At 39.1% G+C, this 12,052-nt stretch carries 14 protein-coding genes, 2 tRNA genes and 1 pseudogene (1 of these 17 running past the window's edge); 14 read left to right on the forward strand and 3 right to left on the reverse strand.

What is annotated here, in order from left to right:
• Nucleotides 1-60: 60 nt before the first annotated feature.
• The 5 genes from LEP1GSC049_RS212365 to LEP1GSC049_RS212345 are packed head-to-tail and all read left to right on the forward strand — an operon-like array spanning nt 61 to nt 5,931.
• Entirely contained in the window at nt 61-864 is an 804-nt protein-coding gene (locus LEP1GSC049_RS212365; protein WP_016560920.1) for a class I SAM-dependent methyltransferase, read from the forward strand.
• Complete coding sequence (locus LEP1GSC049_RS212360; protein ID WP_004753089.1) at nt 861-2,468, forward strand: DEAD/DEAH box helicase; 1,608 nt, start codon at nt 861-863, stop codon at nt 2,466-2,468. The genes LEP1GSC049_RS212365 and LEP1GSC049_RS212360 overlap by 4 nt, the downstream gene beginning before the upstream one ends.
• Nucleotides 2,435-3,526 (forward strand): N-acetylmuramoyl-L-alanine amidase family protein, encoded by a 1,092-nt coding sequence (locus tag LEP1GSC049_RS212355; protein WP_004752866.1) that lies wholly within the window; start codon nt 2,435-2,437, stop codon nt 3,524-3,526. The genes LEP1GSC049_RS212360 and LEP1GSC049_RS212355 overlap by 34 nt, the downstream gene beginning before the upstream one ends.
• The gene (locus tag LEP1GSC049_RS212350) at nt 3,507-4,292 is read left to right on the forward strand and encodes an LIC_10740 family protein (protein ID WP_004768163.1); all 786 of its coding nucleotides are present in this window, start codon (nt 3,507-3,509) and stop codon (nt 4,290-4,292) included. The genes LEP1GSC049_RS212355 and LEP1GSC049_RS212350 overlap by 20 nt, the downstream gene beginning before the upstream one ends.
• A gap of 43 nt (nt 4,293-4,335) precedes the next feature.
• Entirely contained in the window at nt 4,336-5,931 is a 1,596-nt protein-coding gene (locus LEP1GSC049_RS212345) for a hypothetical protein (protein ID WP_025186072.1), read from the forward strand.
• 109 nt (nt 5,932-6,040) lie between these two features.
• Here the strand turns inward: LEP1GSC049_RS212345 and LEP1GSC049_RS2000000226645 are convergent.
• The 3 genes and pseudogenes from LEP1GSC049_RS2000000226645 to LEP1GSC049_RS2000000228840 form a co-directional block, all read right to left on the reverse strand.
• Nucleotides 6,041-6,438: pseudogene (locus tag LEP1GSC049_RS2000000226645) on the reverse strand (RNA-binding protein).
• Complete coding sequence (locus LEP1GSC049_RS2000000229135) at nt 6,411-6,611, reverse strand: hypothetical protein (RefSeq protein WP_004781597.1); 201 nt, start codon at nt 6,609-6,611, stop codon at nt 6,411-6,413. The pseudogene LEP1GSC049_RS2000000226645 and the gene LEP1GSC049_RS2000000229135 overlap by 28 nt, the downstream one beginning before the upstream one ends.
• Nucleotides 6,612-7,142: 531 nt before the next feature.
• Nucleotides 7,143-7,349 (reverse strand): hypothetical protein, encoded by a 207-nt coding sequence (locus LEP1GSC049_RS2000000228840; RefSeq protein ID WP_004753051.1) that lies wholly within the window; start codon nt 7,347-7,349, stop codon nt 7,143-7,145.
• Between the two features lie 273 nt (nt 7,350-7,622).
• On the opposite strand from LEP1GSC049_RS2000000228840, the gene LEP1GSC049_RS212335 reads away from it, so the two are divergent.
• From LEP1GSC049_RS212335 to rpoB, 9 genes are all read left to right on the forward strand, one after another.
• A tRNA-Thr gene (locus LEP1GSC049_RS212335) sits at nt 7,623-7,694 on the forward strand.
• An 11-nt stretch (nt 7,695-7,705) separates the two neighbouring features.
• Nucleotides 7,706-7,776: transfer RNA gene (locus tag LEP1GSC049_RS212330), tRNA-Trp, on the forward strand.
• 52 nt (nt 7,777-7,828) lie between these two features.
• A complete protein-coding gene (gene secE / locus LEP1GSC049_RS212325) occupies nt 7,829-8,017 on the forward strand; it encodes a preprotein translocase subunit SecE (RefSeq protein ID WP_004756946.1) in 189 nt (62 codons plus the stop codon).
• Between the two features lie 27 nt (nt 8,018-8,044).
• Complete coding sequence (gene nusG / locus LEP1GSC049_RS212320; RefSeq protein ID WP_004752833.1) at nt 8,045-8,590, forward strand: transcription termination/antitermination protein NusG; 546 nt, start codon at nt 8,045-8,047, stop codon at nt 8,588-8,590.
• 26 nt (nt 8,591-8,616) lie between these two features.
• Complete coding sequence (gene rplK / locus LEP1GSC049_RS212315) at nt 8,617-9,045, forward strand: 50S ribosomal protein L11 (RefSeq protein WP_002626022.1); 429 nt, start codon at nt 8,617-8,619, stop codon at nt 9,043-9,045.
• Between the two features lie 6 nt (nt 9,046-9,051).
• Entirely contained in the window at nt 9,052-9,744 is a 693-nt protein-coding gene (rplA, locus tag LEP1GSC049_RS212310; protein WP_004752945.1) for a 50S ribosomal protein L1, read from the forward strand.
• 27 nt (nt 9,745-9,771) lie between these two features.
• On the forward strand, nt 9,772-10,305 hold the full coding sequence (gene rplJ / locus LEP1GSC049_RS212305) for a 50S ribosomal protein L10 (protein ID WP_004753165.1): 534 nt from the start codon (nt 9,772-9,774) through the stop codon (nt 10,303-10,305).
• 48 nt (nt 10,306-10,353) lie between these two features.
• Nucleotides 10,354-10,737, forward strand: coding sequence for a 50S ribosomal protein L7/L12 (gene rplL / locus LEP1GSC049_RS212300; protein WP_004753282.1), 384 nt, complete (start codon nt 10,354-10,356; stop codon nt 10,735-10,737).
• A 226-nt stretch (nt 10,738-10,963) separates the two neighbouring features.
• Nucleotides 10,964-12,052, forward strand: the 5' end (the start) of a protein-coding gene (gene rpoB, locus LEP1GSC049_RS212295) for a DNA-directed RNA polymerase subunit beta (protein WP_004753398.1). The gene runs 2,592 nt beyond the window's last position; 1,089 of the gene's 3,681 nt are visible here — the first part of the coding sequence; it begins with the start codon at nt 10,964-10,966; its stop codon lies off the right edge, out of view.

Here is a 12,052-nt window from a genome sequence, read left to right on the forward strand (position 1 = left end):
AGCAGTTTCGAAAAAAGGAATTTTCTTTCTTTTCCCATTCGATTTCTCTAGATCCAGAGAATGTATCCAAAACTCGAACTTATTCCCCATCCACAATATCCAGAACAATATCAGATCTGTAAAAGAACAGGAGTTTGTTACTATAAACTTGCCAAACCTAGGGAATACAAAGATTCTTATTTTTTAGAAGAATATAAAAACCAATACCAAAAAACCTATTACGAGGACGAAACTTCTCTTCGTTTATTGGCACAAAGACGGCTCAAAATTATACGAAAGTTTCAAAATCCGATGGGAGCGACTTTGTTCGAACTTGGATCTGCCGCTGGATTTTTTTTAGACGAAGCTCGAAAAGAAGGTTATCAAGTAGCTGGTCTTGAAATTTCACCTGCCGAGGTTCAATATTCTCAAAAGACTTTGGGATTAGAAGTCTTCTGCGCTTCTTTTTTAGAGGAGAATGTGTTACAAGGTCGTATCTTCGACGTAGTAGCCGCTTTCTTTGTAATAGAACACTTTCCGGATGCGGACTTAGTATTTAAAAAGTTAACAAATCTAATCAAACCGGGAGGATTTTTATTCTTAGGTTTGCCTTCACTTTATGGCCCAACGTTTCAAACGAATCCGGAAGAATGGTTTCGCACACACCCATCAGACCATTTTTGGGATTACAGCCCAGGGTCTCTGAAAAAAATGTTGAAAGGATACGGTTTTAAGACTGAGTATAGAAAACCAATGTCCTACCACCCGTCCCGAGATAAGGGTTGGAGAGGAAAAACACTGAATCATCGTCTTTTTACATGTCTTTCAGACCTCGCCTGTTATGGTGATACATTCCACTTAATCGCTCAGAAGCGTCACACATGAAATTCGAAGAACTATCTATTCATCCAAAATTACTGGCTGCCATTCAAGAAATCGGATATACGGAACTTACGCCGATCCAAGAGAAATCGATTCCACATGGATTGGAAGGAAAGGACATTACCGGACTTGCACAAACCGGAACCGGAAAAACCGTCGCGTTTTTAATTCCTGTCATTCATAACATTCTTACCAAAGGAATACAAGGAGTTGCAGCGCTCGTATTAGCTCCCACAAGAGAACTTACGATGCAGATCGCGGAAGAGGCAAAAAAATTACTCAAACATTCCGAAGGAATCCGATCAGTCCCGATTATAGGAGGAACCGATTACAAATCCCAGAACAAGGATTTAGAAGGATTAAACGGAATTATCGTCGCTACTCCCGGAAGATTGATCGATATGATTAAGTCCGGTTCTATCGATATATCGAACGTAGAATTTTTCGTACTCGATGAAGCGGATCGAATGTTGGATATGGGATTTATCCAAGACATCCGTTGGCTTCTACATAAGTGTAAGAATCGAAAGCAGACTTTGTTGTATTCAGCAACTTTGTCCGTGGAAGTAATGAGGCTCGCCTATCGTTTCTTAAACGAACCCGTAGAAATTCAGATCAATCCTGAAAAGATCATCACCGAAAGAATTGACCAGAAAATCGTACATTTAGGAAGAGAAGAAAAGATTCCCTACATGACTAACCTAATCGTAAATTCAAAAGAAGAAGGTCAGGGAATTATATTCACAAATTATAAAGCAAACATTCCAAAAATTGTATATACTCTCCGTAAATACGGGGTTCCCGTAACCGGAATATCTTCCGAGTTGGATCAGAAAAAAAGACTTAGACTTCTCCGGGATTTTAAATCCGGAAAGTACAGATATATGGTCGCAACCGACGTCGCTTCCAGAGGGATCGACGTAGAAAATATAGATATTGTCTATAACTACGACCTTCCTCAGGATACCGAAAATTACGTACATAGAATCGGTAGAACTGCAAGGGCGGGAAGAAAAGGAAAAGCGATCGGTTTTTGTTCCGAATCCGATTACGTGGAACTGGAAAAGATAGAAAAATATCTAAAACAAAAAATCGAAATTTTAGAAGTCAACGAAGAATATATTCAATTTCCTGCAGGTGATTTTCAGTCTTTTATCGGAGGGGATTCCTACGATCGGGAAAAAGAAACCCATTTTAAACAAACTGGAAGACGTCCTCACGACAGAAACGATCGCGCCCCTCACAAACACGACCGAGATCACAAAAAGGACAAACGGCATACTCCTAAAGATTCCCACAAGAAAAAACCGGCGGCTGCAATTCAAGAAGCGGAACGGTTTTTACAAAAGGCGGATTCCGTTTTATCTTCAGAACCCAAAGGAAAAAAATCCGGAAAAGACCAACATAGATTTCAGAGTAAAGACAAACAGAGCCGAACGGGACGAGGTGCGCAGAATAGTCGAAATCAGAATAAAAATCAACAGTCCGGTAAACAATACGATAAAAACAAACGGAATCTATTCGATATAAACGATACGGTAAAAGAAGATACTAAAAAGAAAAAGGTTTCGATTTGGCAAAAAATCAAATCTATCTTTGGGGGCTGATTTTATTTTTACTAAGTCTAAGGAATTTGGAAGCCAAAGTTTCCATTCCTACACAGTCTTCTAAACGTTATGTGCGCTTTGAGGATGTTCAAAGAGAATTTCCTTCTCTTAAATCCACGTTTAATCCGGCAACTTTTGTAGGATCTATCCAACATCCTTCCGGAGAGGTTCGTTTTAGAGTTGGTTCTTCCTTTTATACTTTCAATCAGACCATAGAAAAAATTTCCGTTCCGGTTCTTTATAAAGAAAAAGATTTTCTGATTCCCCCCGAAATTGTAGAAGCCCTTTTTGTGCAACTCATGCCGGAGGACGTCCGCTATGAATATAAGGAAAACGTGTTGGAGTTGGAAGTATTACCCAGCGCCGAAAAATTGGAAGTTAAGACAATTCTTATAGATGCGGGGCACGGAGGAAAGGACCCAGGAACCGTATCGAACGACGGAACCAACGAAAAAACGGTCGCTTTACAAGTGGCAAAGATTCTACAAAAATTTTTTGAAAAAGTATATCCTACTATCAACGTAGTATTGACGAGGAGCGACGACACTTTTATAGAATTGGAACGTAGGTCCGAAATTGCAAATCGGGAACTTAAAAAAAACGGAAGCGCTTTATTTATCAGTCTTCATTGTAATTCGTCCATCAACGAAGAAGTGAACGGGTTCGAGATCTATTATCTTTCACAAACTCCTTCTACCGAGTCGGCAAGAGAAACCGCACTTCTGGAAAACAGAATTCTCAAAGCGAAGGGAAGTTCGGTGGTTAAAAAAATTCAAGCAGGAATGATGTCTTCTTTGATTCAAAGAAGGAGTAGAATCTTGGCGAGGTCCTTGGAATCGGAGATGAAAAAAAAGCTCCAATCTCAAATCCTGTCCAGGGGAGTGAAAAAGGCGGATTTTTCGGTCCTAAGAGGAAGTTTGATGCCCGCGATTCTCGTAGAGATGGGGTATCTTTCTCATGAAAAAGAATCCAAACTTTTGCAGAGCAAGAGTTTACAAGTAAAAATAGCGAAAAGTATCGTAGAAGGAATCCGTGGATATGAATTGGCAAAACATTAAAGAATCTGCAAGTACGATTAAAAATACAATTTGGGAAGCGGTCTTAAAAGCGGTAGAAAAAATCAATCAAGGATACCTTTGGCTTTTCCGTACGGCGAGTGAGGACGGAGTCTCTCGTAAAACCTTATTTCTCACATATTCTTGGATCGGGGTCGTTTTATTTTTTACTTCGTTTATACTTTCGGGTAATAGTCCTTTTATTACTCTGGTTCCATTTTCACTTTACGAGTTAGGTAATCGGGATCATAGGACCGAAATAACAATTTACGTTTCTGATGGAGAACGTCAGGTGTTTCCGGTTCGTAGAAAGGTTCTTTTGGAGGACGAAGAATTCCGTCATAAAACGATGACGCTCATCGGAGAAATCAGCGAGTCTTCTTATTTCGATAAAACTTTAGAGGGAGGAAAAGGAGAACATTATAAAAACCTAAAGCGTCTTCCCGAAATCCAATACGCGGTAAAAGCGATTTGGAAAAACGGAGGAACGTTGATTTTAGATTTTAGAAAGTCCACTCTTCAGGAAATTCTTTCTGCGATGAAATTTAGAATCGATTATACTTATGCTAAAAGGATGAACGACAACGAAAAACAAAAGGAAATCATTCGGAAAAAAATGGCACTTTTGGATTCTACTTTTTTAGCTTTAGAAAAAACCGTTTTCGAGAATTTTCAGGATGTTCAGAGTGTGGAATATAGGTTAGACGGATTATCCGAAAATATCTCCGGAATGGAATATTCTCTCGATTTATCACATAAAAGGAATTGATTCACTTTTCTCTTCCATTTTTTTGGCCGATACTAAAAACAAGATGAAATCCAAATTTCTGGATCGTTTGTTATCGATCGGTAAATTTAAGAATTTTTGCAAGAATATAATAAATATCGCATATAGAATATCCGGCGTCAAATTACGAATTAACTTACGGCGTGTTCAAAAATTTGTCGAACGATTCATAAATAGAGATACACTTGAGTCTCTTTTTACTTTATCAAAAAGATTCAATTGGATAATTCAATTTCTCGCTTCTATTGGCGCTTTCAAAACTCAAAGCCTCTTCGTTCGACGGGCTCTGTTTCGATTCTTATTAAAAAACTGGAATTTAAAAAAATCGTTTTTGATTTGTTTTTTTATCCTAGGAGAGAGTCTATCACCTTCTTCCGATCTACAAATATCACCGGATATACAAAATATCACCGATTTTAGAACAGACCGTTTAGCGTTTCATTTTATTCAACTTGTGGATAAGGAAGGAAAAACCTTGTCCGAAACTAATCCAAATCGGGATTCTTCCGAAGCGACGCTGCTGATTATCTATAAAGGACAACTAACGTTACTCAAGGATGGTTACGACGATCCAAATCAAATTCGAGAAAAGGAAAAGGAATATCTGGTCAAAATTTCCAATTATGTAAGACTGAGAGAGTTAGAATCGGAATATTATAAGCTTCCCGAATCGGAAAGAACCGTAAATTCAAATCGATCTCAAGACGTAGTTTCCACTTCCGTAAATAAAACTCCTGATACTACGTCGGGTTTAAGTTCATCAACGAGTACAAACGTTCAAACTTCATCGACTAACGCAAGTGAGGCGGCTCCAGTTTCCAGCGAACCTTTAAAAAAGACAAAGGAGTTAGATCTTCTTTTAAAATACGATGAAGAGCTATTGAAAAACTATGCTTCCGAAAGAGCCATAAGCGGGGAACTTGAAAGGTCTGAACGTTTTTACGGAAAAGATTCTCCAAAAACGACTACAATCCGCTTTAGGGTGGAAGAACTCAGAAAAAAAGTAAACGAAAGAAGAAACGTACTAATTAATTTTCTGAAAAATCCGGGAGCTTCCACCAATCCATATCCGGGTGATAGAAAAGACCAGGCTTTTTATACGAATACCATCAACGGTGTCCCTGATTTTTATCTACATTCTACTACACCCAGAGAGCTGGACGCTCAGATGAAAGGAGAAGAAGAAGTCGGAAAAAAATATGGAGAGTTGTATAAATTCGCAAGGGATAAGTTGATCGATTCTCAAATTAGAAAATTATACTATTATCTTTGGAATCGAGAAATGACAAATACCCGGGTCAGAGTGGATAAGTGGAAAAAAGGAAAAAAAATCGTAGTAGTTGCGGGAGATTCCACGGTTTTTACGATGATCGATAAGGAAGGAGATGGAGTTACGGAATCTTTTTTTGTGGATAGTCCGGGAGTTCGTTTTTCTTGGGGAAGAAATCTTCCAAACGTAATTTCCATTTCTAATTGTACGGACGAAACTATACTTACTAAGATTAAAAATTTGACCGAAGATGTTTCATCCGGTAGAGTTCCAGAAAAAGTGGATAAGATCGATCTTACGGTTCCAGAAGAACAATTAGTGATCGAACTCGGACCTAAAATTCCGCAGTAATACTAAAGAAAGCCTGTCCCAAAACCTGAAAATTACGAAGATATTTAATGGGGAAGGACTACTAGAAAGTTTGCAAATGTAAGGATGAAATTTGGTTCGTAGTAATTTATCAAATTATTATATTCGGAACTACGTAATAAAAGAACCCAATCAATAGTTTAACGGTAGGGAACCAGATTCTGAAAAAAGTTGAGATCTTAGCATTACGGATCAATTCTTTAATTACTTTTCCATAAAAATAAGTGTAAAAGCGATTTTTATCAATTCCTCCTTGGTGAGAAAATTGATTCCAAAGAGAATCTGGAGTATCAATTACTATGGAATCAATTTTAGCGAAGCCAATGATTTTTTGCTCTGAGCTAGACGAATAAATTACAATAGTTTCTACATTTTGGTTGGAGAATTTTTTTCTAAATTCTATATTTTTTTCACCATTGATAATTTTATGAGCGAATTCAGGTTTAATTGGTAAAAAAAAACTACTCTGTGATTCTTTGAATTAGCCACGATAATTGTTCCTGTCTGATTTTTTGGATCGATTGAATTGATCCTTTAACAATTCCCATTTTAAAAAGTTCATCATTTTTATAAGCATTTTTTGCAAATTTCGTTTTTATAATCGAATTCTTTAATATTAGAAAATATTTAAATAATAGGGTTCTAAAAAATGAATTCTCCAGCTGTTTCCGTTATATTGAAATGGGCAATTTAGGCAGTCTTGCTAAACTCCACAATGAAATTTTTCAATAATTCTATTATACATTTATTTTCTGATTCATAGCTATATAACAGAATAATAATATTTTGTTATAGGGTAGAGTTTTGCGATAAAAATTAAAGACGTTCAATTTTATAAAGATCAGGCATTTATATTTGTATGATTGGAGTAATTCTTACAGGTTTTTCAATTTTAGTTAATAATGTAACGTGAGTTCGATATAACAAATGCGAAAGCATTGAGTTTATTATTCGCCCCAATTTTTTTACGTTGAACTCACATTAATGTAAGTTTGTTTTCAATGTTCAAATTACTTATTTGGTTCTTCAAATCTTGGAATTTATGCGCAGTTTAAAAATGAACCTTTCTAAAACGTCTTGCTTCTATGCTCGCTCGACGGGATTAAGACGGATTCCTTATATCGAACTTTCGTTATTTAAAAAACCGAAGGTTTTGGTTTGAAAAGTTTCTATAAAAATACAAAATCTAAGTTTCAAAAACAAGATTTTCCTTGTACTAAATTTTCTCTCAGGCATCCTTGGTTTAGGTGAAGGCCACCGGCCCCGGAACTGGGGGTTTCATTGCAAACTCCGTGAAATTTTTGCTCTCTGCTTTCGCTCCCAGAACCGGGGTTTTCAAATAGAGTAGTAGTTCCTACAGAAAGAAATCTGAAGGCGTTGTGAGAAATGAGATTTCTCAATCAAACGATGATGGTGTGAGTTCCTACATTTTATTTTTTACGGAAAAATTGACTTTCAGAAAGAAGATTCCCAAAAAAACTTTCAACTTAGACAGCGCAGTTTTGAAGAATTTGAATACTAAGAATTATTGAAATCCGAACTGAGTTTTTATTCTAAATCAGATCGAAAAACGGTAATTAGCAATTTCCGTGCCGGATTTGATTGACGTCTAGCCTGCCTTAAAAATACTGTGAATTCCTAGGCATCTTTAGCAGAGAGCCGGAAGGAATATTGCCCTCTTAGCTCAGCGGTAGAGCACTTCCATGGTAAGGAAGGGGTCACCAGTTCAAGCCTGGTAGAGGGCTAGAAAATGAACAGGCCTGTAGTTTAGTGGTAGAACTAGGATCTCCAAAGTCCTTGGTGGGAGTTCGATTCTCTCCGGGCCTGAAAGATACTTCTCTCTCTCTGCGTCGGCTTACAAAATATCTGGCAGGAAATCGTGAAAGTAACTACTTTTATACAGGAATGTAAGGCAGAATTGGAAAAGGTCCAATGGCCTACTCGCGAAGAAGTTGTCTATTCGACAATAGTAGTATTAGTTACTGTATTCTTCTTTTCCATTTTCCTGTTTTTTGCGGATTCGGCATTTGTAAAGCTGCTGACCTGGTTTTGGGAATTGGCTAGCTAGATCAAAAGGAATCTTAAAGTTATCTCCATGGGAACAAAAAAATGGTACGCTCTTCAGACCTACTCGGGACATGAGAATAAGGTTCAGAAGAATATAGAAAAACTCGTTCAACAAAAGAAGTTGGAAGAGAAAATTTTTCAAGTAAAGATACCAACCATGGACGTTGCCGAAATGAAAAACGGTAAAAAGAAAGTAACCAAGCGAAAGTTAATGCCTGGTTACGTTCTGATTGAAATGGAAATGGATGATGACACTCGGTTTTTGATTCAGTCTCTTCCTTCCGTTTCTACATTTGTAGGATCTAAAGATGGAGGCCCCGAGCCTTTGTCTTTGGAAGAAGTAAAAAACTTATTCTCCGAATCTGGCGATGTTGCATCCGAGGAACCGGTCGCACCTAAGATTCTCTTTAAAGTAGGGGATTCTTTAAAAATCATCGATGGGCCTTTTGCAAATTTCACTGGGCTCGTGGACGAAATCTTTCCGGATAAAGGAAGACTTCGTGTAAAAGTAGAAATCTTCGGGAGATCAACTCCTGTGGAACTGGATTATCTTCAGGTAAAAACTGAAAATTAAGAGAAAGAACAAAGGACGTTCTATCCATGGCAGCAAAAAAAGTAGTAAAACAGATCAAACTTCAGGTAGAAGCGGGAAAAGCAAACCCGGCACCTCCCGTTGGGCCGGCTCTGGGTCAGGCCGGTCTGAACATTATGGAGTTCTGTAAACAATTCAATGAAAGATCCAAAGCACAAATCGGACTGAAACTTCCGGTAGTGATCACTGTTTTTTCAGATCGTAGTTTTACATTCATTACTAAATCACCTCCGGCTGCTCTTCTGGTTAAGAAAGCAATCGGATTGGAAACCGGATCTCCGACTCCTCACACTCATAAGGTGGGAAAGATCACTCGTAAACAACTGGAAGAGATCGCTAAAACTAAAATGGAAGATCTCAATGCAAATGACATAGACGCCGCTGTGAATATTATCGCGGGAACCTGTCGCTCCATGGGCGTCACTGTAGAGGCTTAGAATTCAATGCAACGTGGAAAAAAATACAGAGCTCTCAAAGAGAAAGTAGATAGTACTAAATTCTTTTCTATCGACAAGGCTGTGGAATTGGCAAAGTCCACTTCTTATACGAAATTTGATGGGACTCTTGAAATTGCTACAAAAGTAAATTATAAATCTCTTCAAAACATCCGTGGAACGATTTCACTTCCACACGGAACCGGTAAAAAAATTCGTGTTCTTGTCTTCTGCAAAGGGGACAAACAAAACGATGCAAAAGCTGCCGGAGCCGATTTCGTAGGAGATATGGATCTCATCGAAAAGGTAGCGGGTGGTTGGACCGATTTTGACGCTTGTGTGGCTACTCCCGATATGATGAAAGATGTCGGTAAGTTGGGGCCGATTCTCGGTAGAAAAGGTCTTATGCCAAAACCAAAGGCTGGAACCGTAACCACAGACGTTACAAAAGCAGTGAACGAACTCAAAGCAGGACGAATTGAATACCGCCCTGATAAAGGTGGAGTGGTTCATCTTGGAGTCGGAAAGGTTTCTTTCGACAGCGCAAAGCTTGTAGAAAATATCCGCACCGTAGTTCAAACTCTGATGCGGGATAAACCTTCCGACGCAAAGGGCGAATATCTAAAAACTTTCTCTATTTCTCCTACGATGGGAGTAGGTGTAAAAGTAGACGTAAAAGAACTGGTCAACACTTCCATCTGACCTGGACAAGATTTGGAGTATTAGAAAATGGCGAATCAGGAAAAAATAGAAGCAGTCGCTTTACTCAAAGGTAAACTGGAAACGAAGAACAACTTCATTCTTGCTTGTTATTCGGGTTTGACTGTGGAAGAAATCACAGGTCTTCGTGCTCAGTTAAGAAAAGAAGGTTCTGAGATGAAAGTTCTCAAAAACAATCTTTTCTTGAGAGCTTTGAAAGAATCTGGTGCTCACAAAGATAAGAATATTTCTTTCGGTCCAGAATACCAAGGACCTCTCGCGGCGATCTTTGCAAAAGATAACCTTCCGACCGTTGCAAAAGTCTGCAAAGATTTCGCGAAGAACAACAAAAACCTGATCGTAAAAGCGGGTTATATGGACGGTTCCGTTCTCGATGCAAATGGAGTGGACGCAATCGCGGGTCTTCCAAGCAGGGAGCAACTTCTCGCTCAAATCGCGGGTGGAATCAACGGTCCTGCAAGATCGATTGCATCTGGTATCAATCAGATCATCGCGTCTCTTGCCAGAGCGATCCAGGCGACCGCAGAGAAGAATAACGCATAATGTATTTTTAATATAGTAAAAGACTAAACGGAATCAAAGGAGCATATAATGTCTACTGAAGCGCTATTAGAGCAAATCGGAAAGCTTACACTGGTTGAGGCTGCAGACCTCGTGAAAAAAATGGAAGATAAATTCGGTATTTCTGCCGCAGCTCCGGTTGCAGTAGCAGCCGTTGGAGCAGCGCCTGCTGGTGCTGGAGCCGCTGAAGAAGCTTCTACTTTTAACGTCATTCTAAAGGGATTTGACAGTGCTAAGAAGATCGAAGTGATCAAACTCGTAAGAGAAATCACAGGTTTGGGATTAGGAGATGCAAAAAGTCTCGTTGAAGCTGGCGGAAAAGCCGTTAAAGAAGGAGTTTCTAAAGCGGAAGCTGATGACCTCAAAAAGAAATTCGAGGGTGCCGGCGCACAGATCGAACTCAAAGCGAGTTGATTGTTTCGTTAGAACTCTGTTAGCGCTAGCTTTCAAAAAATCCTTTCACTCAAAGCAAGGTGGCAGTCCGGTTGGCGGCCCCCTTGCTCTATTGTATTTACAGCCTTTCAAAAATTTGGTATCATTTCCAAAGGCTGGGAGTGTGTCGGTTTTAACGTTCGACAAAATCGAATATTAACCGTTTCATACAGGTCATTGTTTTTCATTTATCGATAGGGAGCACAGAATGTACGGTCAAGTAGAGAGAAAACGGGTAAACTTCGGAAAAATTACGAATCTAGATTACCTTCCCAACTTGATTCAAATTCAAAAACGTTCTTTTGACTGGTTTCTTCAAGCCGATGTCAAAGACGAAACCAAAAGAAGACATCAAGGGTTAGAAGCCGTATTTCGGGAAACCTTTCCCATTGAAAGCCCGAATAACGACATGATCATGGAATACAGTCATTACATTCTAGGCGAACCAAAACGTTCTCCTCAAGAATGTAAAGACACGGACGCTACCTTTGCGATGCCGCTCAAAGCGGTGATCCGATTGATCATCAAAGAAACCGGAGAAATCCGCGAACAAACGGTTTATATGGGAGATCTTCCCGTAATGACCGAGCAGGGAACGTTCATCATCAACGGAGCAGAACGTGTAGTCGTTTCTCAGCTTCACCGTTCTCCGGGTATATTCTTTTCTTATGATATGGAAAGAGACGTCTTCTCCGCCAGAGTAATTCCTTACAGAGGTTCTTGGTTGGAATTTGAGATGGACAACAAGGGAATTCTAATCGCAAAGATAGATAGAAAGAAAAAATTTCCCGCCACCCTTCTGGTTAAATCCTTAGGACATGGAACCAATGAAGAAGTTCTTCGACTGTTTTATAGTTCTAAAAAGGAAAAAATCGCGGGTGCTACTTCCAAGGATCTTAAAAAAATCCTCGGAAGAAGAACCATCAACGACATCATCAACATGGAAACCGGAGAGGTTATGCTCGAAGCCGGTTCCAAGGTCAACGAAGACAACATCTCCATCTTAAAAGAGATGAAGGTGAAAGAAGTAGAGTTGATCGAATTCCCGAAAGGTAAAGACAATCCGATTCTCATCAATGCTCTTGAAAAAGACGGAGTGAACGACTACGAAGACGCGATTCTCAAATTCCATTCTCTCATGCGTCAAGGCGAACCTTCCACGATCGAAAATGCGACCGTGGAACTGAACCGTCTTTTCTTCTCTCCGAAAACATTCGATCTCGGAGAAGTGGGTCGTTATAAAATCAATTCTAAATTCGAGTTCAACAACCCGAAAGAATTCTCCGGTGAAAAATCC

It is taken from the genome of Leptospira kirschneri serovar Cynopteri str. 3522 CT (genome assembly GCF_000243695.2).
Lineage (GTDB): Bacteria > Spirochaetota > Leptospiria > Leptospirales > Leptospiraceae > Leptospira > Leptospira kirschneri.

What these genes read in the sequence shown, in the direction of transcription:
- LEP1GSC049_RS212365 (WP_016560920.1), top strand. Translation starts at nt 61, where the DNA reads ATGTATCCAAAACTCGAACTTATTCCCCATCCACAATATCCAGAACAA.
- LEP1GSC049_RS212360 (WP_004753089.1), top strand. Translation starts at nt 861, where the DNA reads ATGAAATTCGAAGAACTATCTATTCATCCAAAATTACTGGCTGCCATT.
- LEP1GSC049_RS212350 (WP_004768163.1), top strand. Translation starts at nt 3,507, where the DNA reads ATGAATTGGCAAAACATTAAAGAATCTGCAAGTACGATTAAAAATACA.
- LEP1GSC049_RS212345 (WP_025186072.1), top strand. Translation starts at nt 4,336, where the DNA reads ATGAAATCCAAATTTCTGGATCGTTTGTTATCGATCGGTAAATTTAAG.
- nusG (WP_004752833.1), top strand. Translation starts at nt 8,045, where the DNA reads ATGGGAACAAAAAAATGGTACGCTCTTCAGACCTACTCGGGACATGAG.
- rplK (WP_002626022.1), top strand. Translation starts at nt 8,617, where the DNA reads ATGGCAGCAAAAAAAGTAGTAAAACAGATCAAACTTCAGGTAGAAGCG.
- rplA (WP_004752945.1), top strand. Translation starts at nt 9,052, where the DNA reads ATGCAACGTGGAAAAAAATACAGAGCTCTCAAAGAGAAAGTAGATAGT.
- rplJ (WP_004753165.1), top strand. Translation starts at nt 9,772, where the DNA reads ATGGCGAATCAGGAAAAAATAGAAGCAGTCGCTTTACTCAAAGGTAAA.
- rplL (WP_004753282.1), top strand. Translation starts at nt 10,354, where the DNA reads ATGTCTACTGAAGCGCTATTAGAGCAAATCGGAAAGCTTACACTGGTT.